The organism is Flagellimonas allohymeniacidonis, assembly GCF_004296335.1.
GTDB classification, from domain to species: Bacteria; Bacteroidota; Bacteroidia; order Flavobacteriales; family Flavobacteriaceae; genus Flagellimonas; species Flagellimonas allohymeniacidonis.
This window is the reverse complement of record NZ_SGIU01000002.1, coordinates 374519-399064: the sequence shown is the minus strand read 5'-3', so window position 1 is coordinate 399064 and position 24546 is coordinate 374519. Positions and strand designations below refer to the sequence as shown.

At 42.4% G+C, this 24546-nt stretch carries 22 protein-coding genes; 20 read left to right on the top strand and 2 right to left on the bottom strand.

Annotated features, from left to right (window positions below; all coding sequences use genetic code 11):
• The first annotated feature begins 122 nt into the window (after positions 1-122).
• From EW142_RS10155 to EW142_RS10110, 10 genes are all read left to right on the top strand, one after another.
• On the top strand, positions 123-1208 hold the full coding sequence (locus EW142_RS10155) for a nickel-binding protein (RefSeq protein WP_130613501.1): 1086 nt from the start codon (positions 123-125) through the stop codon (positions 1206-1208).
• A 96-nt stretch (positions 1209-1304) separates the two neighbouring features.
• Positions 1305-1712, top strand: a complete 408-nt coding sequence (locus EW142_RS10150) for a DUF4242 domain-containing protein (protein ID WP_240740195.1) — start codon at positions 1305-1307, stop codon at positions 1710-1712.
• A 42-nt stretch (positions 1713-1754) separates the two neighbouring features.
• The gene (gene queG / locus EW142_RS10145) at positions 1755-2678 is read left to right on the top strand and encodes a tRNA epoxyqueuosine(34) reductase QueG (RefSeq protein WP_130613500.1); all 924 of its coding nucleotides are present in this window, start codon (positions 1755-1757) and stop codon (positions 2676-2678) included.
• 192 nt (positions 2679-2870) lie between these two features.
• A complete protein-coding gene (locus EW142_RS10140) occupies positions 2871-4586 on the top strand; it encodes a sodium:solute symporter (RefSeq protein ID WP_130613498.1) in 1716 nt (571 codons plus the stop codon).
• 115 nt (positions 4587-4701) lie between these two features.
• The gene (locus EW142_RS10135) at positions 4702-7002 is read left to right on the top strand and encodes an NADP-dependent malic enzyme (RefSeq protein ID WP_130613496.1); all 2301 of its coding nucleotides are present in this window, start codon (positions 4702-4704) and stop codon (positions 7000-7002) included.
• Between the two features lie 25 nt (positions 7003-7027).
• The gene (ruvA, locus tag EW142_RS10130; protein WP_130613494.1) at positions 7028-7609 is read left to right on the top strand and encodes a Holliday junction branch migration protein RuvA; all 582 of its coding nucleotides are present in this window, start codon (positions 7028-7030) and stop codon (positions 7607-7609) included.
• A 5-nt stretch (positions 7610-7614) separates the two neighbouring features.
• Positions 7615-14760, top strand: coding sequence for a T9SS outer membrane translocon Sov/SprA (gene sov / locus EW142_RS10125; RefSeq protein ID WP_130613492.1), 7146 nt, complete (start codon positions 7615-7617; stop codon positions 14758-14760).
• A gap of 101 nt (positions 14761-14861) precedes the next feature.
• On the top strand, positions 14862-15242 hold the full coding sequence (gene gcvH / locus EW142_RS10120; protein ID WP_130613490.1) for a glycine cleavage system protein GcvH: 381 nt from the start codon (positions 14862-14864) through the stop codon (positions 15240-15242).
• Positions 15235-15636, top strand: a complete 402-nt coding sequence (locus tag EW142_RS10115; RefSeq protein ID WP_165395253.1) for a VanZ family protein — start codon at positions 15235-15237, stop codon at positions 15634-15636. The genes gcvH and EW142_RS10115 overlap by 8 nt, the downstream gene beginning before the upstream one ends.
• Before the next feature lie 52 nt (positions 15637-15688).
• Positions 15689-16393 (top strand): energy transducer TonB, encoded by a 705-nt coding sequence (locus tag EW142_RS10110; RefSeq protein WP_130613487.1) that lies wholly within the window; start codon positions 15689-15691, stop codon positions 16391-16393.
• 178 nt (positions 16394-16571) lie between these two features.
• On the opposite strand, the gene EW142_RS10105 is transcribed toward EW142_RS10110, so the two are convergent.
• Both EW142_RS10105 and EW142_RS10100 read right to left on the bottom strand, forming a co-directional pair.
• Entirely contained in the window at positions 16572-16943 is a 372-nt protein-coding gene (locus EW142_RS10105; protein WP_130613485.1) for a SnoaL-like domain-containing protein, read from the bottom strand.
• 170 nt (positions 16944-17113) lie between these two features.
• Positions 17114-17362 carry a hypothetical protein gene (locus EW142_RS10100; protein ID WP_130613483.1) on the bottom strand — a complete coding sequence of 83 codons (249 nt, stop codon included), beginning with the start codon at positions 17360-17362 and terminating at the stop codon, positions 17114-17116.
• Between the two features lie 304 nt (positions 17363-17666).
• Between EW142_RS10100 and EW142_RS10095 the strand changes: the two genes are divergently transcribed.
• The 10 genes from EW142_RS10095 (at position 17667) to EW142_RS10050 (ending at position 24535) form a co-directional block, all read left to right on the top strand.
• Positions 17667-17906: a helix-turn-helix domain-containing protein gene (locus tag EW142_RS10095; protein ID WP_165395252.1), complete on the top strand. Its 240-nt coding sequence runs from the start codon at positions 17667-17669 to the stop codon at positions 17904-17906.
• Between the two features lie 101 nt (positions 17907-18007).
• Positions 18008-18910 carry a heme o synthase gene (cyoE, locus tag EW142_RS10090; RefSeq protein ID WP_130613481.1) on the top strand — a complete coding sequence of 301 codons (903 nt, stop codon included), beginning with the start codon at positions 18008-18010 and terminating at the stop codon, positions 18908-18910.
• A gap of 3 nt (positions 18911-18913) precedes the next feature.
• Complete coding sequence (locus EW142_RS10085; protein WP_130613479.1) at positions 18914-19495, top strand: cytochrome c oxidase subunit 3; 582 nt, start codon at positions 18914-18916, stop codon at positions 19493-19495.
• A gap of 92 nt (positions 19496-19587) precedes the next feature.
• Entirely contained in the window at positions 19588-20562 is a 975-nt protein-coding gene (locus EW142_RS10080) for a cytochrome c oxidase subunit 3 (protein ID WP_130613477.1), read from the top strand.
• A gap of 51 nt (positions 20563-20613) precedes the next feature.
• Positions 20614-20997 carry a cytochrome C oxidase subunit IV family protein gene (locus EW142_RS10075; RefSeq protein WP_130613475.1) on the top strand — a complete coding sequence of 128 codons (384 nt, stop codon included), beginning with the start codon at positions 20614-20616 and terminating at the stop codon, positions 20995-20997.
• A 69-nt stretch (positions 20998-21066) separates the two neighbouring features.
• Complete coding sequence (locus EW142_RS10070; RefSeq protein WP_130613473.1) at positions 21067-21699, top strand: hypothetical protein; 633 nt, start codon at positions 21067-21069, stop codon at positions 21697-21699.
• Positions 21680-22426, top strand: coding sequence for an SCO family protein (locus EW142_RS10065; RefSeq protein ID WP_130613471.1), 747 nt, complete (start codon positions 21680-21682; stop codon positions 22424-22426). The genes EW142_RS10070 and EW142_RS10065 overlap by 20 nt, the downstream gene beginning before the upstream one ends.
• Positions 22426-22959: a DUF420 domain-containing protein gene (locus tag EW142_RS10060; RefSeq protein ID WP_130613469.1), complete on the top strand. Its 534-nt coding sequence runs from the start codon at positions 22426-22428 to the stop codon at positions 22957-22959. Before EW142_RS10065 ends, EW142_RS10060 begins: the two co-directional genes overlap by 1 nt.
• A gap of 5 nt (positions 22960-22964) precedes the next feature.
• Positions 22965-23177, top strand: a complete 213-nt coding sequence (locus EW142_RS10055; protein ID WP_130613467.1) for a hypothetical protein — start codon at positions 22965-22967, stop codon at positions 23175-23177.
• 113 nt (positions 23178-23290) lie between these two features.
• Positions 23291-24535 carry an ABC transporter permease gene (locus tag EW142_RS10050; RefSeq protein ID WP_130613465.1) on the top strand — a complete coding sequence of 415 codons (1245 nt, stop codon included), beginning with the start codon at positions 23291-23293 and terminating at the stop codon, positions 24533-24535.
• Positions 24536-24546: the final 11 nt, after the last annotated feature.

Here is a 24546-nt window from a genome sequence, read left to right as displayed (position 1 = left end):
TGCTATTTTTTGAACCATTTTTTTTATTTTGAAGAGCAATAGTTGCTTTTCTTTAGAAGGAAGAAAGTCTTTTGAATCAATTTTGATACCCTTATAAAACCAAACTCGCTGTGCCCATATATATGGATAGACATATTGTTCCAGGAATAGAGGCCAAGCATGCTGCCCAGGCGCATCGTGAGGACTTGAAAATTCAGGATGAATACGGATGTCGCTGTATGACGTATTGGGTAGATGAGGAAAGAGGTAGTGCTTTTTGTTTGATCGATGCACCCAATGAAAAAGCTGTAAAGGAGATGCATGACAGGGCCCACGGACTTATGCCCCATGAAATAGTTCAGGTGGACAGTAATGTTGTCGAGGCATTTTTGGGTAGAATTGCAGACCCTGAGGGGTACTATGACCCTGACGACTCCGGACTCAAAATCTTTAATGACCCTGCATTTCGTATCATTTTGGTTTCGGAAATCACGGATGCCTTATTGTTGCGTCACAAATTGGGGCCAGAAAAAGCAGAAAGACTGATTTCACTATTTACTGAAATCATGCGGAAACAGATTAAAGTTCACGAAGGAAGGGAAGTGGAATTAAAGGATGAGGCTTATGTGGCTTCATTTGTATCGGTTTCCCAAGCAGTGGACTGTGCCTTGGCCATAAAAAAGGACATCCACATTGCTTCTGAGCCATTGGGGCTAAGAATCGCCTTAAATGCTGGCATGCCCGTTTCAAAAAGTAAAGAGCTTTTTGGGGATACTGTAAAAATGGCAAAACACTTGTGCAAGACTAGCGCGAATGATGAAATAGTCATCGCTTCCATAATTCGTGAGATTTATAAGGACGACACTTCCGATAAAACAGGAGGTAAAGCATTAAAATGCATAGACCCAAGAGATGAAAATATCCTTCAATTATTGATGGATACGCTTTCAGCAAATACCGAGAATCATCGTTTTGGGGTACTTGAATTTTGCAACCGGATGTCTATGAGCAAATCAAAGCTGTATCGAAAAAGTACTGACCTTATGGGAATGTCCCCGAATGAATTGGTTAGAGAACACAGATTGCTAAGATCTTTGCAGTTGCTAAGAACGGACAGGAACATAGCACAAACTACCTTCGATGTGGGCTTCAGTAGCGCCTCGTATTTTACAAAATGTTTTCAGGAACGCTTCGGACTTTCCCCTTTGACCTATCAAAAATCACTATAGATAAATAAGCCATTTCTAGTATTTTTTGGTTCAATACTTTCAGACCCCAAGGTGTGGATAGAGTAGTTTTGGTATAGAATTTTAAAACCAGAAATCATGAAAAATTTGGCATTATGTACAGCAATTTGTTTTAGTTGTTTTTTTACTACAAATCATCTGAAAGCCCAAGAACAAGGGGGCGAGGTGGTTTATGTTAAGATGGCAAGGGAAAAGAAGAAAAATGCAACAATGAAAACCTATTTGATAGAGCGGGAAATTCCTGATGCGGGAAATTTAACCCAAGATCAGTTGAGGGGCATTTCCCAAAAATCCTGTTCGGTTTTAAAGGAAATGGGAGATGATATTGTGTGGTTGCATAGTTATGTCACAGATGATAAGGTATATTGCTTATACAAGGCCAATGATCAAGAGTTGATTCGAAAGCATGCCGAAAAAGGAGGATTCCCTGTGAATTCAATTCAAGAACTGTCAACTAAAATTGGACCTGAGACAGCAAACAAATAACTATTGATAGTTGTAACTTAGCAGAAGTTACATTTCAATACCCTGAATTCGAGAAGACATCATACACAAATCATAAAAACCGAAGCCAAGCGCCTCGGTTTTTTGTCTTGCGGAATTTCCAAAGCTGAGTTTTTAGAGGAGGAAGCCCCTCGACTTGAAAAATGGCTCAAGCAAAATAGGCATGGTGAAATGGCCTATATGGAAAACCATTTCGACAAAAGGTTGGACCCTACCAAGCTCGTGGAAGGCTCAAAATCGGTAATTTCATTACTACTCAATTATTATCCTTCCAAGGAGCAAAATCCAGATTCGTATAAGGTTTCGAAATATGCTTTTGGAACGGATTATCACTTTGTGATAAAGGACAAGCTTAAAAGTTTGTTACATTTTATACAGGAAGAAATCGGAGAGGTTAGCGGAAGAGCCTTTGTGGATTCAGCCCCTGTTTTGGATAAGGCTTGGGCCGCCAAAAGTGGTTTGGGCTGGATGGGAAAGCACAGCAATCTCCTAACTCAGCAAGTGGGCTCCTTTTATTTTATCGCCGAACTCATCGTGGACTTGGAATTGGAGTACGACACTCCAGTAACTGACCATTGTGGTACATGTACAGCTTGCATAGATGCTTGCCCAACAGAGGCCATAGTGGAACCCTATGTGGTCGATGGAAGCAAATGCATATCCTATTTTACCATCGAACTCAAGAATGAGATTCCTTCAGAATTTAAAGGCAAGTTTGACGATTGGATGTTTGGTTGTGACGTCTGCCAGGATGTTTGCCCTTGGAATCGATTCTCAAAATCCCATAGTGAACCTCTGTTTGACCCTCATCCGGAATTGCTTTCGATGTCCAAATCGGACTGGGAGGAAATCACCGAAGATGTTTTCAAAAAATTGTTCAAAAAATCCGCGGTGAAGCGCACAAAATTCTCCGGCTTGCAGCGAAACGTTGATTTTTTAAAGTATTGAAAACCAACTACAACGATTTCGCTGAAGCCTTTCCGGCATTTCATGTTAAGTTTTTTTTAAGGAATAGCTAAATATCTTATATTAGATTCCGGGCCGTACTGCTGAAAATGCAATTTTGGCCCCTTAATTTTTAGGACCCCATAAATTTTGGAATCCTAAACAAGATAACTAACTAACTAAATCAATACAATTATGGGTGAATTACAAACCTTGGATTTGTTGGTAATTCTGGTTTACCTGGTCGGAATCATCATTTATGGAATATCAAAATCAAAACGCAGTAGTTCAGAGGATTATTTTTTAGGAGGTAGGACCATGACATGGCCTATTGTGGGGATTGCGCTTTTCTCTGCCAACATCTCAAGTTCCACCCTAGTTGGATTGGCATCGGATGCATTTCAAACCGATGTGAGTGTATACAACTACGAGTGGTATGCCGTGATAATCTTAATATTCTTCTCCATTTTTTTCCTGCCTTTTTACTTAAAATCCGGAGTGTATACCATGCCCGAATTTTTGGAAAGGCGCTATGACAGTCGATCTAGATATTATTTCTCATTTATCACAGTGGTGGGCAATGTTTTGGTGGATACCGCAGCGGGACTTTATGTTGGTAAAATCGTACTCACCCTCTTGTTTCCACAACTGGATTCTACATTGATATTAGTGTTGCTGGCGGTTGCCGCTGCCGCTTATACCATTCCTGGTGGATTGAATTCTGTAATTCAGACCGAGGTAATCCAAGCCGTATTGCTGATTATTGGATCTTGCTTGTTAACCTATTTCGCATTTGACCGAATGGGGGGAGGCTGGTCGGCCATGATGGAAAATTTGGATGCGATGTTAGCCAATGGTGATGTGAATTTTGACAAAAAAATTGAGGCGGGTCAATATATTCCCCAAACATCGGATGATGTATTTAGTCTGGTTAGACCTTCCAATGATAAGATTCCGGGATGGTCCTTATTGACGGGTATTCCGTTGCTGGGATTCTATTTTTGGGCCAATAACCAGTTTATGGTGCAGCGCGTATTGGGAGCAAAAGATTTGAACCATGGTCGTTGGGGTGCTCTTTTTGCTGGATTGCTCAAACTTCCTGTAATATTCATCATGGTGGTTCCTGGGGTTTTGGCTTTGATTTTGTTCAATACCCTCGATATTTCCAGCTTAAATTATGAATTAACGGACGGAAGTATTTGTGATGACTTGTCCGACTGTCCAAACCTTACCTATCCGGTGTTGCTTTTCAAGCTACTACCTACCGGGGTATTGGGGCTGGTGGTAGCAGGACTGATGGCTGCGATGATGTCGTCCGTATCCGCTACATTCAACTCGGCCTCGACCTTGGTCACCATGGATTTTGTAAAACAGTTAAAACCTTCTTTGACCAGTAAGCAATTGGTAAGATCAGGGCAAATAACCACTTTGATTCTTGTGGTACTTGCTATCCTCTGGGTACCTTTTATTGAAACGGTGAGCGATTCCCTTTGGGAATATTTGCAAACGGTAATCGCCTATACCTGTCCGCCCGCAGTATCTACATTTCTTCTGGGACTCTTTTGGAAAAGGGCAAACGGTACTGGGTCTATCGTAAGCTTGCTTATAGGTTTTGGATTGGCCATTTTCACGATTCTTTCACAGATTTTTGGCTGGATCGAGCCCATAAATGCGATTCACTTCTTGGCCAAGGCGTCTTGGTTATTTGTAATCTGTGTTGTGATACATGTGGTAGTCAGTCTTGCTACGGCTCCATCTCCAGCTGAAAAGGTGGCAGAATACACCTATAGGAAAACCTTGTTCACAGAGGAAACTGAAGAACTCAAGAGTCTGCCTTGGTATAAAAATTATCGATATTTGGCAGTTATACTTTTGATTATTACGGCTATAATAGTAGGTTCTTTCTGGTAACAGATAAAAGTATTCCATTCAAAGGCGCCAGTAAAGCTGGCGTCTTTTTCATTTATGGGATAATCTCATCGCGATCAAAGAATAACTTCTAAATTTACACTTTCAATTCGAGAGCATGAACAAAGAAAAACAGCGCAGGGAAGCTTTGGTATATCACGCCAAACCCCAACCAGGAAAAATAAAGGTGGTACCTACCAAACCCTACGCAACCCAGCGTGACCTAGCGTTAGCATATTCCCCAGGAGTCGCTGAACCTTGTTTGGAAATTGAGCGTAATAAGGATGATGTGTATAAATACACCGCCAAGGGCAATGTAGTTGCTGTAATTTCCAATGGAACGGCCGTATTGGGACTGGGCAACATAGGGCCAGAGGCCTCCAAACCAGTGATGGAAGGTAAAAGCTTGCTTTTCAAAATATTTGCAGATATCGATGGAATTGACATTGAGCTGGACACCACCGACGTTGAAAAGTTCATCGAAACCGTAAAAATCATATCACCAACCTTCGGCGGAATTAATTTAGAAGACATTAAGGCGCCTGAAGCTTTTGAGATAGAAAGCAGACTCAAGGCTGAGTTGGACATTCCTGTGATGCATGACGACCAGCACGGTACGGCTATAATTTCCGCTGCTGCATTATTGAATGCATTGGAAATCACAGGAAAAAAAATAGAGGACGTAAAAATAGTGGTAAGCGGGGCAGGTGCTGCCGCAGTTTCTTGCAGTAGGCTTTACAAAGCTTTTGGAGCTAACGCTAAAAATATCGTAATGCTCGATAGTAAGGGGGTAATTCGTCTGGATCGTGAAAACCTTACGATTGAGAAAAAAGAATTTGCGACCCATAGAAAAATTGACACTCTTGAAGAAGCCATGGTGGATGCCGATGTATTCATTGGATTGTCCATCGCTGATATCCTTAACCCTGATATGCTGAAATCCATGGCCAAAGACCCCATTGTTTTTGCCATGGCGAATCCCGACCCAGAGATTGAGTACAATTTGGCCTGCAAGACCAGAAAGGATATCATTATGGCCACGGGACGCTCAGACCACCCTAATCAGGTGAACAATGTTTTGGGTTTCCCCTTTATTTTCAGAGGAGCTTTGGATGTAAGGGCGACCAAGATCAATGAAGAAATGAAGATGGCCGCTGTAATGGCATTGGCCGACTTGGCTCGTGAACCTGTACCCGAACAGGTCAATATTGCTTATGATACTACTCGCTTAGCCTTTGGGAAGGACTACATTATTCCCAAACCCTTTGATCCACGTTTGATTACGAAAATCCCTCCCGCGGTGGCCAAGGCTGCTATGGAAAGTGGTGTGGCCAAAGCACCCATAGAGGATTGGAAAAGGTATGAGGAAGAGTTGTATCTGCGTTCCGGAAATGACAACAAAGTAGTGCGACTGTTGCACAACAGGGCCAAATTAAATCCGAAACGAATTGTTTTTGCGGAAGCTGAGCTTTTGGATGTTCTAAAGGCAGCCCAAATTGTTCACGATGAAGGTATCGCACAACCTATTTTATTGGGAAATAGGGAAACCATTGAAAAGCTGAAAAAAGAGCTGGATTTTGATGCTGAAGTACCCATTATCGACCCACGATCAGATGAATCCAAGGAAATTCGGGCCCAGTATGCCATAAAACTTTGGGAATCCCGAAAGCGCAAAGGAGAAACCCAGTACAGCGCCGGTATTAATATGGGGAAACGAAACTACTTCGGCTCAATGATGTTATTGGAAGGAGATGCCGATGGAATGATATCGGGATATTCAAGAGCCTATCCTAAAGTCTTGCGTCCCGTATTTGAGGTGCTGGGAAGGGCAAAAGGGGTTAAAAACGCCTCCACAGTGAACATCATGATAACCGATAGGGGTCCGCTTTTTTTGGCAGATACCTCAATCAATGTAGACCCCAGTGCCGAAGAATTGGCCGAAATTGGATTGATGACCGCCAATGTGGCCAAAACCTTTGGTTTTGACCCCGTGATGGCCTTCCTGTCCTATGCTAATTTCGGGTCTTCCAACCATCCGAATGCACAGAAGGTGAGGGAAGCTGTGCGTATTTTACACGAAAAAAATCCAGAATTGGTCGTCGATGGGGAAATTCAGACCGATTTTGCCTTAGACCAGGAGCTCTGCAACAACAATTTTCCATTTTCGAAATTGGCAGGTCGAAAGGTCAATGTGCTCATTTTTCCGAATCTAGAGGCAGCCAATATCACCTACAAGCTGTTAAAAGGCCTTCACAATGCGGATTCAATAGGTCCGGTGATGGTCGGATTAAGACGCTCTGCCCATATTCTTCAGTTGGGGGCAAGTGTCGACGAAATGGTAAATATGGCAGCTGTCGCGGTGATTGATGCCCAAGAGCGAGAAAAACGAAGAAAGGCCAAAATGGGAGAAACAGATTAACCCCAAAAGTAAAACCAACCCATAAATGATAACACATCTTAAAGGAAAACTGGTAGAAAAGAACCCCACCTTTGTTGTGGTGGAATGCAATGGTGTGGGCTACTTTTTAAACATTTCGCTTCATACCTTCTCTTTGATCAAAGATGAGGAGAGCATTCAAATTTATTCCCATCTTCAAGTAAAGGAAGACTCCCATACGCTATTCGGTTTTATGGAGAAGTCTGAACGGGAAATCTTCCGTTTGCTGATTTCAGTATCAGGAATTGGCTCGAGCACTGCCCGCACGATGCTATCGTCCCTTTCACCAGATCAAATTAAGGAGGCCATCGCATCCGGCGATGTACCTTCCATACAGGCAATCAAGGGGATAGGAGCCAAGACCGCCCAACGTGTGATTCTCGACCTTAAGGACAAAATTTTGAAAGTGTTCGATATGGACGAAGTTTCCCTCCAAAAAAACAATACAAGCAAGGAAGAAGCGTTATCTGCTTTAGAGGTTCTTGGTTTCGTGCGAAGACAGTCCGAAAAGGTAGTGGACAAAATCGTTTCCCAAGATCCTTCTCTTAGCGTCGAGGACATTATTAAACTGGCGCTGAAAAATTTGTAACTAGTTTGAAAAGAGGGGCAAGACCAATACTTAAACCAACTGGATTTAAGCACTTTTTCTTTTGTTTTTGTTTTTTGTTCGTTTCCATTTCTTGGGGACAAGAGAACAATGAGCAAGCACAGGATTCCGTGAAAACCGGAGTTGCCTTGGGACGCTTGAACTTGGCCAACCCCACCAGCATTGTTTCCAAATACACGTACGACCCCGATTTAGACCGATATATATACTCTGAAACTATTGGCGATTTTGATATCTCCTATCCCATAATACTTACACCCGAACAGTATTTTGAATTGATACGCCGGGAAGGGATGAAAACCTATTTCAAAGAGAAAATCGATGCATTCACAGGAAAAAAGGAAGGTAGCCAAGAAGCACGTAAAAATCTATTGCCCAATTTTTATGTGAACAGCAGTTTCTTCGAATCTATTTTCGGAGGAAATACTATCGAGGTAATACCTCAGGGTTCCGTTGCTATGGATTTGGGAGTCCTATGGCAAAAAAATGACAATCCGGCCCTTTCCCCTAGAAACCGTACCAACCTCTCATTTGACTTTGACCAAAGGATTAGTCTTAGCTTGTTGGGAAAGGTAGGAGAACGTCTTCAAGTAACGGCAAACTACGATACCGAGGCCACATTTGATTTCCAAAATTTGGTAAAGCTGGATTACACCCCAACCGAGGATGACATCCTGAGAAAAATTGAAATTGGTAACGTAAACATGCCCCTTAATAGCTCTTTGATCACAGGAGCTCAAAGCCTGTTCGGGGTAAAAACACAATTGCAGTTTGGAAGAACCACGGTTACCGCTGTTTTTTCGGAACAGCGCTCACAAAACAATACGGTGGTCGCCCAAGGAGGAGGTACTTTGAATGATTTTGCCCTTACCGCCTTGGATTACGATGAGGACAAGCACTTTTTCTTAGCGCAATATTTTCGGGATAATTATGACCGTGCTCTAGAGAACTACCCTTTTATCCAAAGTCAGGTGCAAATAACAAGACTTGAGGTGTGGGTCACCAATAGAAATCAGCAAACCTTGAACGTTCGAAATGTTGTGGCCATTCAAGATTTGGGAGAGGCCGAACTGGGGAGATCGGGCAATGAAAAGACCAGAATCGGTATCCTAGGGGGTGCACCGGCAGGATTTTTCAATATACCTGGTACCGATGTCCTACCACAAAATGGTGCGAACGACTATGACCCAAGCCTTATTGGTAATGGTGGGGTATTAAATGCTTCCATCCGTGACATAGCGACCGTGGAACAAGGCTTTACCTTTGGTAACGGATATTCGGCCAATCAAGGATTCGATTATGCATTTCTGGAGAATGCTCGAAAGTTGGAAGTGGGCCGTGACTATCAGTTCGACCAGCAATTGGGATACATTTCTTTGAATCAACGGTTGAGCAACGACGAAGTCTTGGGTGTGGCTTTTCAATACACCTTCAATGGGGAAGTCTTCCAAGTTGGGGAGTTCGCCAATGGTGGAATTGATGCAACAACGGTATCAGGTGGTGTAAACCCAATCGTTGAAAACAACACCTTGATTCTAAAATTATTGAAAAGTAATATTACCAACGTGGATGATCCCATATGGGATTTGATGATGAAAAATATCTACGCCACAGGTGCTTTTCAGCTAAGTCAGGAAGATTTTAAGTTCAATATTCTGTATTCCGACCCAACCCCTCGTAACTATATTACCCCAGTGGTGGATTTTCCCGCTCCTATAAACGGCAACAGACCCTTGGATGAACGTATATTATTGGAAGTCTTCAATCTGGACCGCTTAAACATCTATAACGATGTACAACGTGGAGGGGATGGCTTTTTTGATTACGTTCCAGGGATTACAGTTGACACCCAATCGGGACGAATTATTTTTACCAAAGTGGAACCATTTGGGGAATTCCTCTTTGAAACTTTGCGAAGTAATGCAGGTGAAATTTATGACGTGGAAGATGATCAGGGCTATAACCCCAATCAGGAGCGCTATGTTTTCCGAAATATGTACGCCAAGACCAAGGCAGCTTCCTTACAAGATGCCGAGAAGAACAGGTTTCAGTTAAAGGGAAGATATAAGTCAGAGGGTAACAATGGTATTCCAATTGGGGCTTTCAACGTGCCCAGAGGTTCGGTTCGGGTAACCGCAGGAGGCCGACAGCTACAGGAGGGAATTGATTATACCGTTAACTATCAGGCAGGAACCGTTCAAATTTTGGACCCCAGTCTTCAAGCTTCTAACACTCCGGTGAATATATCTGTTGAGAACAATGCCGTTTTTGGACAGCAGACCCGAAGGTTTACGGGTATCAATGTAGAACACCAATTTAACGAGAACTTTCTTTTGGGTGCTACGGTACTCAACCTAAACGAACGTCCACTTACCCAAAAATCCAATTTTGGAGTGGAACCAGTGAACAATACCATTTTCGGACTTAACGGAAACTTTAGCACGGAGATTCCCTTTCTCACGCGATTGGCCAATAAATTACCCAATATTGATACGGACGTGCCCTCAAACCTATCTGTGAGAGGAGAGGTGGCCTTTTTAAGACCGAATTCACCCAAGAACGCAGATTTTGAAGGAGAAACAACGACCTATTTGGATGATTTTGAAGGAGCCCAGGCATTGATTGACATTCGTTCATCACTGGGTTGGACCTTGGCAAGCCCCCCAGTGGAATTCTTGCAGGATCGTACCGGTATCGACGTCGGTTTTGAGCGAGCAAAAATGTCGTGGTACACGATTGACCCTATTTTTTATACCAACCAAAGACCTGCCGGACTTTCCGATAACGATATTTCATTGAACGCCACAAGACGCGTTTTTATTGATGAGGTATTTACCGAGACCGATATTGCCCAAGGCCAAACACAGGTGCAGGGAACGTTGGATATCATTTACTATCCGAACGACCAAGGGCCTTATAATGCAAATCCGAACTTTGTTGCTGAGACACCTGCTGAAAAATGGGCAGGAATCATGCGTCCGTTGAGCAGCACTAATTTTGAACAGTCCAATGTGGAGTTTGTCCAATTCTGGGTGTTGGACCCATACATTGATGGGCAGACGACTGATGGAAATGTCGGGGAATTGGTGTTGAATTTGGGAAATATTTCAGAAGACATCCTAAAGGATGGAAGAAAACAATATGAAAATGGTCTTCCAGCCACCACCAATAATGAAATTCCTAGGACAACCATTTGGGGGCAAGTACCTTCAACCCAATCATTGGTCTATGCCTTTGATGCTGATGAAACCAATAGAACCCAGCAAGATGTTGGATTTGATGGATTAAATGATGCCGAAGAACAAGCTATTTATAATGGACCTGCCGAAGACCCCGCTTTTGACAATTATCAATATTATCTGAACCGTGAAGGAGGAATTTTAGAGCGCTATTTCGATTTCAATAACCCTCAAGGCAATTCCCCGGTGGCAGTGACCAATACAAGCAGGGGCTCGACCACTTTGCCAGATGTAGAGGATATTGACCGTGATTTGACCATGAATACGGTGGATAGCTACTACGAATACCGGATTCAGATTCGACCCAATACCACGGTGGATGATCAGTACGTAACAGATATCCGTGAAGGTCTTACACCGACCTTACCGAATGGAACCCAACTTAACCGAAGATGGATTCAATATAAAATACCCCTGAGCGACTTCACAGAAGCCGTAGGTGGGATAACCGATTTCCGATCTATAAGTTTTATGCGGATGTACCTCACAGGCTTTTCCGATGATGTGGTGCTTCGTTTTGCGACCTTGGATTTGGTTCGTGGTGATTGGCGTACTTATACGAATTCCCTTCAGCCTGATGTGGACAATGACCCTTCGGATGACGGCACTGTTACCGATGTTAATACGGTAAACATCGAGGAAAACTTTGGAAGACAGCCCATTCCGTATGTGCTTCCTCCTGGAGTTGTACGGGAACAGCTGAACAACAACAATACCATTATCCGTCAAAATGAGCAATCGCTGTCGTTTGTGGTAGAAAATCTGGAATCTGAAGATTCCCGGGGTGTTTTTAAAAACGTCAACATCGATATTCGCCAATATGAGCGCATCAAAATGTTTATGCATGCCGAAAAGATTTTGGATGGCGACTATTCCGACGATGATACCCCTTTGGTCGGATTCCTTCGAATGGGAACGGACTTCTCAGAAAACTTCTATCAGCTTGAGCTTCCCCTGCAGTTTACTTCATTCAACGTGACATCCCCAGAGGAGATTTGGCCGGAAGTAAATGAAATTGATATTGCCCTTGCTGACCTAAATAAGGTAAAATCCCTCGGCATAGCAGAACAAACCCTGAACGAGGTCAATTTTTATGAAATTATTGATGGTGTTGCAGTACTTGTGGATGAATTTGCACCGAGAACTTTGGGGAGGGTCCGTATTGGGATTAAAGGTAACCCCTCTTTGGGAAGCATACGTGGTATGATGGTAGGGGTCAAGAATATCGATGACCTTCCAGCTCGAGGAGAGGTTTGGTTCAATGAACTACGTTTGGCAGGCTTGGACAATAATGGTGGTTGGGCCGCTATTGCAGCGCTGGACGCCAACATGGCCGATTTTGCCAATGTTACGGCAACGGGAAGCAGAAGTACCTCTGGTTTTGGCTCTATAGATCAAATGCCCAATGAACGTCTGCGAGAGGATGCCATCTCCTATGATGTGGTCACCAATGTAAATGTCGGTCAGCTGTTTCCTAAAAAATGGGGGCTTCAAATTCCTTTCAACTATGGTATATCAGAAACTTTGATTACTCCAGAGTTTGACCCTGTTTATGATGATTTAAAGCTCGATGACCGTATCGACGCAGCATCCACTCCTGAGGAAGCCGAGACCATACGGGAGCAAGCCGAGGATTATACAAAGCGAACCAGTATCAACTTAATTGGTGTTCGAAAAAATAGAGGGGAGGAAGCAAAGGAAAACTTCTTTGATATTGAAAACTTCACTTTCAACTATTCCTATAACGAAACCGATCATAGAGATTTTCAAGTAGCGGAACTTCGGGATCAAAATGTGACCACAGGTTTTGTTTACAATCATAATTTTAAACCTGCCACTATAGCTCCTTTTGCCAAAAAAGACTCTTTGTTTACTGGAAAGTATTGGCAATGGCTTAAAGAACTTAACATTAATTTATTGCCCGCCAGTTTTTCTTTGAATTCAAATTTGAATCGCTCCTTCAATCAGCAGCGTTTTCGAGATGTTTTGGAGCCTGGGGTTGATGCTCTGGATTTACCGTTGCTTCAACAGCGAAATTATCTGTTCAATTGGCAGTATGCCCTAAACTATAGCATTACCAAATCGTTAAGGTTGAACCTTACCGCTTCCAACAACAATATTGTTCGCAATTATTTTAACGAAGAAGGCGATCCCGATTCGGGTATCAACGAGCTTCTTGATCTCTGGGATGGCTTTTTTGATATTGGGGAACCTAACCGACATTCCCAACAGATGCAAATCAATTATGAATTGCCGTTCAGTAAGTTTCCGTTCTTGAATTTCATTAACGCCCAGTATACCTATACCAGCAATTTTGATTGGCAACGGGGTGGAGATGCTTTGAATGAGGTGGCCGGTGAGGACATCAATACCGTACAAAACGCGAACACCCATAATATTACGGCAAATTTGTCGATGCAACGTTTTTATGACTTTCTTGGATTGAGGAAAAGGGACGGCAAGGTACTGGCTAGTCAGGCGCAAGCGAGAAGGGACAAAGCTGGAAATCCGGCTTCGGGAACTGAAGACGAAAAACCAAAGAAAAAAACCAGCAAGACAGTCAATACCCTTATCGATGCCATAACTATGGTGAAAAGGGTCAATGTGAATTACAGCGAGAATAATGGAACGGTCCTTCCAGGATACACCCAGTCCATAGGCTTTATTGGTACCACCAGACCCACCTTCGGCTTTGTGTTCGGAAGTCAGTCAGATGTGCGCTTTGAAGCGGCCCGAAACGGCTGGTTGACTACTTTCCCTGAATTTAACTCGCAATACTTGAGAAATTCAACCAAGCAGTTGAACATTACAGCTACGGCCCAACCAACACAAGATTTGACCATTGACCTCACTGCCGACCGTCAATTGACAACAAGCTTACAAGAAAACTTTAGTCCAGAGCTTTGGCAGAATGGTCTTGACGGACTGATCAATGAGTTTGGAAATTTCAGTATCTCGACCATGATGATCAGCACGGTTTTCAATAAGAGTGATGAATTTGATTCTCAGACTTTTGAAGAATTCAAACAGAACAGAATTGTGATTGCAAATCGATTGGTGGCCGATAGGAATCAGTCACCAGGCACCTTGGACGATGATGGTTTCCCTGAACTATATGGAAAGACCCAGCAAGAGGTATTGCTACCTGCCTTTTTTGCGGCTTATACGGGACGGGATGTCAATCGGGTCAATTTGGATGCTTTTCGCGAAATCCCCATTCCCAATTGGAACGTTAAGTACACCGGTTTGATGAAAAATCGCTGGTTCAAGAAGAAGTTCAAACGTTTTTCGTTGAGCCATGGCTATCGGGCGGCCTATAGCATCAATAATTTTCAGACCAACCTGGAGCGACAAAATAGCTCGGTAAACCCAGAAAATGGGGATTTGCTCCCTGAAAACATTATCAGCAATGTAGTACTGACCGACCAGTTCAATCCGCTAATGCGGGTCGATTTCGAAATGAAGAACTCCTTCAGCTTCTTGGCCGAAGTGCGCAGGGACAGAACCCTTTCCTTAAGTTTTGATAACAGTCTGCTTACCGAGATCAACGGTCAGGAATATACCGTTGGCCTTGGGTATCGTTTTAAAGATGTGAAGTTCGTGACCAACATTGGAGGGGAGCGAACAAGACTCAAGGGAGACCTGAACCTCAAAGCCGATTTTTCACTTAGGGACAATATTACCATCATTAGAAACCTTGATATAGATAATAATCAAATCACCTCAGGTCAGAAATTGGTGTCCTTTAAGTTCACAGCAGATTATGCGCTGAGCAAAAACTTTAACGCACTGTTCTTTTACGATCATTCCTTCTCGGAGTTTGCTGTGTCAACGGCCTTTCCACAAACCACGATTAACACCGGCTTTACCCTTCGATACAACTTCGGAAACTAGAGGAAGGATTTTCTTTGGTATTTTTTCTTTTGCCCAAAGTTTACTTGAAAAGCTATGCCTGATCGGTTACATTTGTCTTCGGACAAAAATTATTTGAGACAATGAACATACCAGCAGACCTAAAGTACACCAAAGACCACGAATGGGTTAAAATTGAAGGCGATATAGCCACTATCGGGATTACAGATTTTGCCCAAGGAGAACTTGGTGATATTGTTTATGTCGAGGTGGAGACTGTTGATGAAACCTTGGACAAGGAAGAGGTTTTCGGTACAGTGGAAGCCGTTAAAACGGTCTCTGACTTGTTTTTGCCCTTAAGCGGTGAAATCGTTGAGTTCAATGAATCTTTGGAAGACGAACCGGAAAAAGTGAACTCAGATCCCTATGGTGAGGGTTGGATGATCAAATTAAAAATCAGTGACGAATCACAGGTTGATGATTTGATGAGCGATGCCGATTACAAAGCCTTGATTGGTGCTTAAAAACTATTTTTTTACCATATTTTTTATAGGCTGGGTTGTGTTGATTACATGGCTCAGCTTATTTTCTTTTTCAGGTTTGGATACCGGCTCAGTGAGCATTCCCTATGCCGATAAGGTCACCCATTTGGTGTTTTATGGTGGTTTTGTTGTATTGGGATGCCTGTTTATTAGGGAATTGAAATCCAGAAAAATAGCTTGTAATGGGGCAATAGCAATTATGCTTCCAAGCGCTGTGATATATGGCATATTTATTGAGTTCTTACAGTATACCATTACGGAAAATAGAATGGCCGAATATGGAGATGCCATTGCGAATACCATTGGGGCAGGCTTGGGCGCGTTATTGATTTGGTGGTATTTTTCTAAAAAACAGCCGTTAAAATGGAAAATTTAATTGCTTATTTAACGAATTAAATATTAAATTAGCGAATACTAAACTCAAAAAAATGGAATTAAAAAAGAATCCAAAAGCTGATGTAGGAAAGAACAGCACCCTGTATTTCGTAATAGGGTTGGCTGCTGTGCTGGGGCTGGTATACGGAGCCATGGAGTGGAAAAAATATGACAAGATTAATGACTATGATATCTCATTGAACGTTGAGGACCAGTTGGATGAAGAGGTGCCAATGACGGAACAAATTAAAACGCCACCACCACCACCACCACCTGCTGCCCCTGAAGTAATCGAGGTTGTTGAAGATGAGGAAGAAGTTGAAGAAACTGTTATTGAGTCTACTGAAACCAGTCAGGAAGAAGAGGTAATGGAAGTGGAAGAAGTCGAAGTTGACGAAGTAGATGAAGATATTTCAGTTCCTTTTGCCGTAATTGAAGATGTACCGATTTTCCCCGGATGTGAAGGATCTAGCAACAAAAAAGCATGTTTTCAGGAAATGATGCAGAAGCATATCCGTAAGAACTTCCGTTATCCTGAAATCGCCCAAGAAATGGGAGTACAAGGACGTGTTAATGTTATTTTCGTTATCCAAAAAGATGGAAGCATTGGAAACATCAGGATGCGTGGACCGGACAAAAACTTGGAGGCTGAAGCGTTGCGAATCATCAAGAAGCTGCCTAACATGACTCCAGGTAAGCAAAGAGGTAGAGCGGTAAAAGTACCTTTCAGTATTCCGATTACCTTTAAGTTACAGTAAAAAATATGATATCAAATATAGTAGCCCTGGCAGTTTTGCCGGGGCTTTTTTGTTGGCAAGCAAGGCCTCCAGCAATAAGTAATAGCCATGTGGATGAGGGCTTATTATACTATGCTTAAAAGAAAAAGCTCCGATTTTTAATCGGAGCTTTTTCTCTACGCTCATTCTACTTGTGGAACTAAGCGTGGTAATAGCGCTCATTCACAATTTTTCCATCTTTCCATTGGGTACGTACCACCTGCTCAAATCGGTGTTTGGTTCCATCATTGGTATCGAACTCCATAACAGCCTCATAAAAAGTGGTGTCGCCTTTAACGGCTGGGCCACTGGTCACGGTATACCCATGAAAATTGGTAACGGTTTCCAATAACTTTTGCTCTTCGGCCAAACTAAATGCCTTACCTACCTTGGCAGGATTGTTTCCTTCAAAAAGTTGTACATCATCCGCCAAGTAGTTTTCCATGGCCTCAATAAATTTCCCTTCGGCCAATAAAGCGGTCACCTCGTTTGCTTTTATCAATAATTCTTGTTCTTGTGTTGTAGTTTCCATAATTGAAATGCTTTTTATTAGTATTTTGTTGGTACAAAGGTAATTGGGGTCATAGGCCTTTTCATTGCCCATATTTCCCGAAGGCTGTTATAGATTTCCCGTTTATTCACTTTTACTATTAATATTGGATTAATAGAGTCATTTCGAAGGAGCGAAGCGACTGAGAAATCTCAACACCGGACAAAAAAAAGAGGTTTTACTAAAGTAAGTTGCAGATACGTTTGCTCTACCCTTACTTGCAAAGCTCTATCAGGTGCGTCAATGGTGAAGGCAAGGGTCATGGCATTCTCATCTAATAGCAAAGTACCATCGACCAAAGGTCGGGGGAGTTGTTCCAATACCGTTGCATACCGGTTTTGGTCTTGGGGTTTGGCAAAGGTGAACCCGAAGGAAAACACCAAATGGTCCAGCACTTCCATGTGGGCAAATGGTGTGTGGGGTTGGGTATGGAGCAGCAGCTGGCCACTGGGCCGGCGTACCCTCTGCTATAGCATCCCTTGGTGGTAGGTATCGATTTGCAAGGTGCCAAAACGAAGCTCCCAAGAAGCAGACACCCTACGATTTAAGATTTCGGTAATTTCTTTTACAATAGGCAATATTGGCATAACCCTGGTTTTGGGGTGAGGGGGTTATGCAGAAAGCGTATTCAAAAATAATCAAAATGAATCAAAAAAGCACAACGATGTAACCAAATCTTTCAGTAAAACATTGGATTTTGGTTCCATGTATAGGGAGTATTTGCCAGAAGATGCGGAAGTAATGAAAAAAGTGGGACAACGAATTCGCCATCTTCGCAAGGAGAAAGGTATGTCCCAACAAGATTTAGCGCTAGAAGCCGATATTCCAAAAACTCAAGTCGGGCGCGTTGAAAGAGCCGAGAATAACACTAGCTTGGTCACCCTAAATCGTATTGCCAACGCCCTTGAGGTTCCCTTGTCAACATTGTTTTTGTTTGGGGAGTAAACGTATTTCTTTTTAAATCTTCTAAAATTAACACAAACAATCTCAAGGGGTTGGAAAAGAATACTTCGAGGACTATCTTTGCACGCCAATACGCAATGTGGATGAAATCTGCCGTAGGTTCCTTAAAAAGCACATCCTTATCCTTAATTTTTTCCGACTTCAAGGAAATCACAAAGGCCAAACTGGCCGTGAGTGTGGTGTTCTCTTCCATTGCCGGATATTTTTTGGGAGCCTATCAAATCGAATTATGGTCCGTTGTTCTCTTGGCTTTTGGTGGCTACTGCATGGTAGGGGCCTCCAATGCCTACAATCAGGTCATTGAGAAAGACCTCGATGCACTTATGAAACGGACTCGAAATCGCCCAATTCCTTCGGGGCGAATGTCGGTTAGCACAGCAATGACCGTCGCTATTCTTTTAACCATTCTAGGTGTCATTTCCCTATATTTTTTGAGCCCAAAAACGGCCATGTTCGGGGCTATTTCCATCTTTTTATATACTAGCGTGTATACCCCGCTCAAAACAAAGACGCCATTAGCAGTCTTTGTGGGCGCCTTTCCGGGAGCCATACCCTTTATGTTGGGATGGGTGGCCGCTACAGATGACTTCGGAATAGAACCAGGAACCCTGTTTATGATTCAATTCTTTTGGCAGTTTCCGCATTTTTGGGCCTTGGGATGGATGTTGGACGATGACTACAAGCGAGGAGGCTTTAAAATGCTTCCAACGGGAAAAAAAGATAGGGGCACCGCTCTGCAAATCATATTGTATACCATCTGGATGATAGTTATTTCCGTAATGCCAGCTTTTGGTTTCACAGGGCGCCTGCATTTGACGATTCCGGCAGCAACCATCGTTTTGTTATGTGGTTTGATTATGCTGTTTTTTGCATTTAGGCTTTATGAGAAAAGGGACAATGTAAGTGCACGACGGTTAATGCTGGCCAGCGTGACCTACATCTCCTTGATTCAGATAATATATGTTGTTGATAAATTGATCAGTTAGAAAATGGATTTTACCCAAGGAACAATAGAGCAAAAGAATAGAAGGGCCAAAAAGATGATGCTCTGGTTCGGTATTGTGAGCTTAATAATGGGATTTGCTGGTTGGACCAGTGCCTATATTGTGAGTAGTAAACGTAGCGATTGGATCAGTGACCTGGATTTGCCCCAAGCATTCTTGTGGAGTACGGCAACCATTGTATTGAGTAGTATCACCTATTGGCTTGCCAAGAGAGCCGTAAAAAAAGATGACCAAAAACAAGGCACCCTGTTTTTGTTGGTGACCCTAGGATTGGGGATTCTTTTTATCGTACTGCAATTTGTAGGATTTTCGCAAATGTTGGAGAATGGGTATTACTTCACGGGACCTACCAGTAACATCAAAATGTCGTATGTTTTCCTGATTGCTGCAGTGCACATTGTGCATGTGGTGGCCGGATTGATTTCCCTTTTGGTGGTGTTGGTTCAGCAACTAAGGGCTAAGTATGGTTCCAAAAGTTATTTGGGCCTTGAATTGGGGGCAACCTTTTGGCATTTTTTGGATTTCCTTTGGGTGTACTTAATACTTTTTATGTATTTCGTAAAATAATTTTTTGGTGTTGAAGTTTTCATTGCACTTTGTCTTTTCCAATACGGTAAAAGGTGTATTTTTGCTAAAGTTTTATTAAAACGAGTTCTTTTATGGATACTACGGTAACGACCGGTACTGAAGATAACGTTTGGGGTGGTGGCAACCGTCCCCTGGGTGCTAGCTACGGAAAATTGATGATGTGGTTTTTCATCGTCTCGGATGCCTTGACCTTTTCTGGTTTTTTGGTGTCCTATGGTTTTTCCAGATTTAAGTTTATTGAAACTTGGCCGATAGCCGATGAGGTTTTTACCCACGTTCCCTTTTTCCATGGGAATTACCCGATGTACTATGTGGCTTTCATGACATTCATTCTGATTATGTCTTCGGTCACCATGGTACTTGCCGTTGATGCGGGTCACCGCATGATGAAGAACCGTGTTATCCTTTACATGTTCCTTACCATTATTGGAGGTGCCATTTTCGTGGGCTCACAGGCCTGGGAATGGGCAACCTTTATTAAAGGGGATTATGGGGCGTTGGAAACCAAGGGAGGACGTATTCTACAATTTGTAAATGCAGAAACCGGTGAACGAGCTGCTTTGGCCGACTTTTCCAAAATCTTACCAGAGGAAAGAGTAAAGCATGAAAAAAGTGCTGGTATCTGGTATCAGGAAGAAGGGTATAAAACATCCTACTCCCTAAATGAGGTGATTCAAGGCTTTAGGGCCAATCCAAATATTTTGATTCGTACGGAGACCATCAATGAGGAAGGTGAAAAAACACTATTGACTCGCGGAGAATCCTTGGAGAAACTCAAAGATGCGGTATTGGTGGTTGAGGGAGCCAATCTGATACGAAATGAATATGGTAGTCGTCTTTTTGCTGACTTTTTCTTTTTCATCACAGGTTTTCACGGCTTCCACGTTTTCTCGGGAGTGGTCATCAATGTGATTATCTTTTTCAACATTATTTTGGGCACTTACGAACGCAGGGGCCATTATGAAATGGTGGAAAAAGTGGGATTGTACTGGCACTTTGTAGATCTAGTGTGGGTATTTGTATTTACATTCTTTTATTTGGTTTAAAATTCAATTGTTATTGCTGCAAGGGCAGCATTCGAAACAGTATCTATTCATATGGCACACGAACATAAACTGGAAATTTTCAGGGGACTTTTAAAATTTAGATCAAATACCCAAAAAATTTGGGGGGTTTTGATTTTCCTAAGTATCGTAACCGCAGTAGAAGTGGCTTTGGGTATCACCAAACCAGAGGTTTTGACCAAAAACTACTTTTTGGGCATGAAACTTCTTAACTGGATTTTCATCATTTTAACCTTGGTGAAGGCCTATTATATCGCTTGGGATTTTATGCACCTTAGGGATGAAAAAAGCTCATTGCGTAGGGCGATAGTATGGACCCCCATCTTCTTGGTTTGCTATCTGATATTTATCTTGCTTTTTGAAGCGGACTATATCTACAACGTCTTTAAGGATGGCTTTTTATCCTGGGATTTCTAAGAAAGTATTAACATACATCAAAGGCGGTTTCAAAACCGTCTTTTTTATTTTTGTGGAATTGAGATTTTCATGAAAAAGACCTTTGTTTTAGTCGTTCTCTTTGTTTTTCCGTTAGTGGCCTATCTCTTCTTTGCCTCAGGGGTAAACAACTTTGGAAGGCTTCCTGTACTTACTGAAAACGTGGATGAGTTGGAACAGTTTACTGGGGATGCCAAACTTGAGGGTAAAATTACCATCTTGGGATTTTTGGGAACCGAAATTGGTAAGATCAAAGGAAACGCCTTCAACCTAAATCAAAAGATTTATAAGCGGTTCAGTGAGTTCAACGATTTTCAGATGTTGATGATGGTGCCCACAGGTTATGAGGAGGAAGTGACCGCGCTAAAGGAGGAATTGGGAACACTTTCTGATGTGGATAAATGGAATTTTGTCTTTGGGTCCACCGCTGAGATTGAAACATTCTTCAAGAGCCTTGAAACCAACCTAAGTTTAGATGAGACTTATGGCACACCCTATGTTTTTATCGTGGATAAAGACCGCAATCTTAGAGGTAGAAATGACGATGAGGATGAAGGGGTCAAATACGGATTCAATACCACTTCGGTAGCTGAGTTGAACAATAAGATGGAGGATGATGTAAAAATCATTTTGGCCGAATACAGACTTGCCTTAAAAAAGAACAATGCCAACAGGAGCAAATAGCAGCAAAAAATACACCTACGTTTGGGTTTCATTGGTTATTCTGGTCTTTGGAATCATCTTCATTCCAAAAATCGTTAATCGACTTAAAGGTAGTTCAGTAGTTGAAGATGATCGTATGAGCTTAGGTGTGGCTCAACAGGAAGTAGGTTTTGTGATAAACAACGGTCAAAAGCGAAAGGTCCCTAACTTCTCTTTTTTCAATCAGGATAGTCTGCCTATCTCCAATACCGATTATTTGGGGAAAGTGTACGTTGTGGAATTTTTCTTCACTACCTGTCCCACCATTTGTCCCATTATGACCACCAACTTGGTGGAGCTTCAGGAAACCTTTGAGGAATATGATGATTTTGGGGTAGCGTCATTTACCATTAATCCAAGATATGATACTCCTTCCGTGTTAAAAAAGTATGCGGGTAAATATGAGATAACAGACCCAGACTGGCACTTGCTGACCGGTGACCGTGATGCAATTTACGAATTGGCGCAAGAAGGTTTTTATGTTCCCGTGAGTGAAGATACTTCGGTTCCTGGAGGATTTGAGCACTCGGGAATGTTCGCCCTTATTGATAAAGAAGGTTATATTCGTTCAAGAATGGATACTTATGGGAATCCGATAATATACTATCGCGGTACCGTGACCGAAAAACAAGGGGTGAACGCGGAGGGTGAGCCACAACAAATCACTATGCTAAAGGAGGATATTAAAAAACTATTGCTCGAAGACTAATGGAAAAGGCAGCAATAAACGAGAAACGGTTTAATCGCGGGATCACTATTATTTCTATAGTTATTCCATTGGTTGTGGCCCTATTGTTTGGTTACAAAATTCCAGATGCAGAACCTTTGTATTTTCTTCCTCCCATTTATGCTTCCATCAATGGTTTGACCGCCTTGTTGCTCATTGTTGCTGTGATTGCCATCAAAAATGGGAAAAGAAAGCTACATCAAAACCTGATGACGACCTCTATTGTACTGTCGGCTTTGTTTTTGGTGATGTACGTGGGCTATCATATGACCTCCGATAGCACCAAATTTGGAGGAGAGGGAGGTATTCAATACGTGTACTATTTTATTCTGATCACACACATTGTGCTTTCCATAGCCGTAATTCCCTTGGTGCTTATCACCTATTCCAAAGCATATCTAAAAGATTTTGAGAACCATAGACGATGGGCAAAATATACTTTTCCCATTTGGTTGTATGTCGCCATAACTGGGGTCATTGTTTATGTGATGATTTCCCCCTACTATGCCTATTGATTCTGATGAAAACAAAGATTCTCATAGCACTCTTGATTTTTTTAGCGCTTCCTCAGCTAAGCGAGGCACAATGCGCCATGTGCAGGGCAGTGGTAGAGAGTGAAGGAGATGCAGAAACGGCAGAAGCCCTCAATGACGGTATCGTTTATTTAATGGCGATTCCATACATTTTGGTAGCCGGTTTATTCTATTTTATCTACCGTAGAATGAGAAATTAAAATTTCTTAAAAATTTTAACATTTTTTTTACGGTCAAAGTGTAACAATACAACTTAATTGTTATCCTATAGGAGTACGCTTGCGTACTTCATCAATCATCAAACACCAACCATATGTTCGATATAGAACGGTGGCAAGAAATATTTGACACCATCCGAAAGAACAAATTACGCACTTTCCTAACGGGGCTATCTGTAGCTTCCGGAATATTCATTTTGGTTATTTTATTGGGTTTTGGACAAGGCATGCAGAATGGCATTGAGCAAGAATTCAAGCAAGACGCCTCCACCAGCGTTTGGGCATGGCCCGGGGTCACTTCAAAAGAGTTCAAGGGACTCAATCCAGGTAGAAGGATTCAGTTTGTAAATGAAAATTTCAACACGGTGAGCTCCATGTACAATGATGTTATTGAGTATGAGTCGGCCCGGATTTTTGTTAGGGACGTTACCGTCAATTATGGCAAGGAAGCCCTGGTCTATAGTGTACAGGGCGTTGCATCCGATTTTCAGTTCATTGAAAATACGGGAATGATAGATGGCCGATTTATCAACTACCAAGATGAAATTGCTTTGGGAAAAGTGGCCATCATCGGAAAAAAAATTAGAACAGATGTTTTTAATGAGGTGGAGACACCCATTGGAGAATTTGTTGACATCTCTGGCATCCCTTTTAAGATTATAGGGGTTTTTAAAGAACAAAGGGAAAGAGAAGAAGAAAGGATTTACATTCCCATAACTACGGCACAAAGGGTTTTTAATGGAGGAAACCGGGTGAACAACCTTTCGTATACCCTTCCTCCAGTGCAGAATTTTGACGAAGCCGTTGCCCAAGCAGTTAATTTTAAGAACAGTCTTCAAACCTATCTTCAGCAGGCTCATACCGTCGCTCCCGATGATACTGGGGCCATGGAGGTTTGGAGCGCCATGGAAGAAGCTAAACGATACTATGGCCTTACGGGGAATATCAAGATTTTCTTTTGGTTTGTGGGTATCTGTACCATAGTCGCGGGGGTGGTAGGTGTCAGTAATATTATGCTGATTGTGGTTCGTGAGCGTACTCGTGAAATAGGAATCAGAAAAGCATTGGGTGCCAAGCCTTGGTCTATTGTAGGAATGATTTTGCATGAAGCCATTTTTGTTACGGCCATATCAGGCTTTGGGGGACTTATTTTCAGTATGGCCCTTCTTGAGCTTGTAGGCCCAAATATAGAAGTGGATTATGTGGTAAACCCATCAGTGAGTTTTAATGTGGCCTTTGCAACTGTCATTGTATTGATTTTGGCTGGAACACTGGCCGGATTTGTGCCGGCATGGAGAGCTGCTCGAGTACAAGTAATAGAGTCCCTAAGAGATGAATAACCGAATACCGA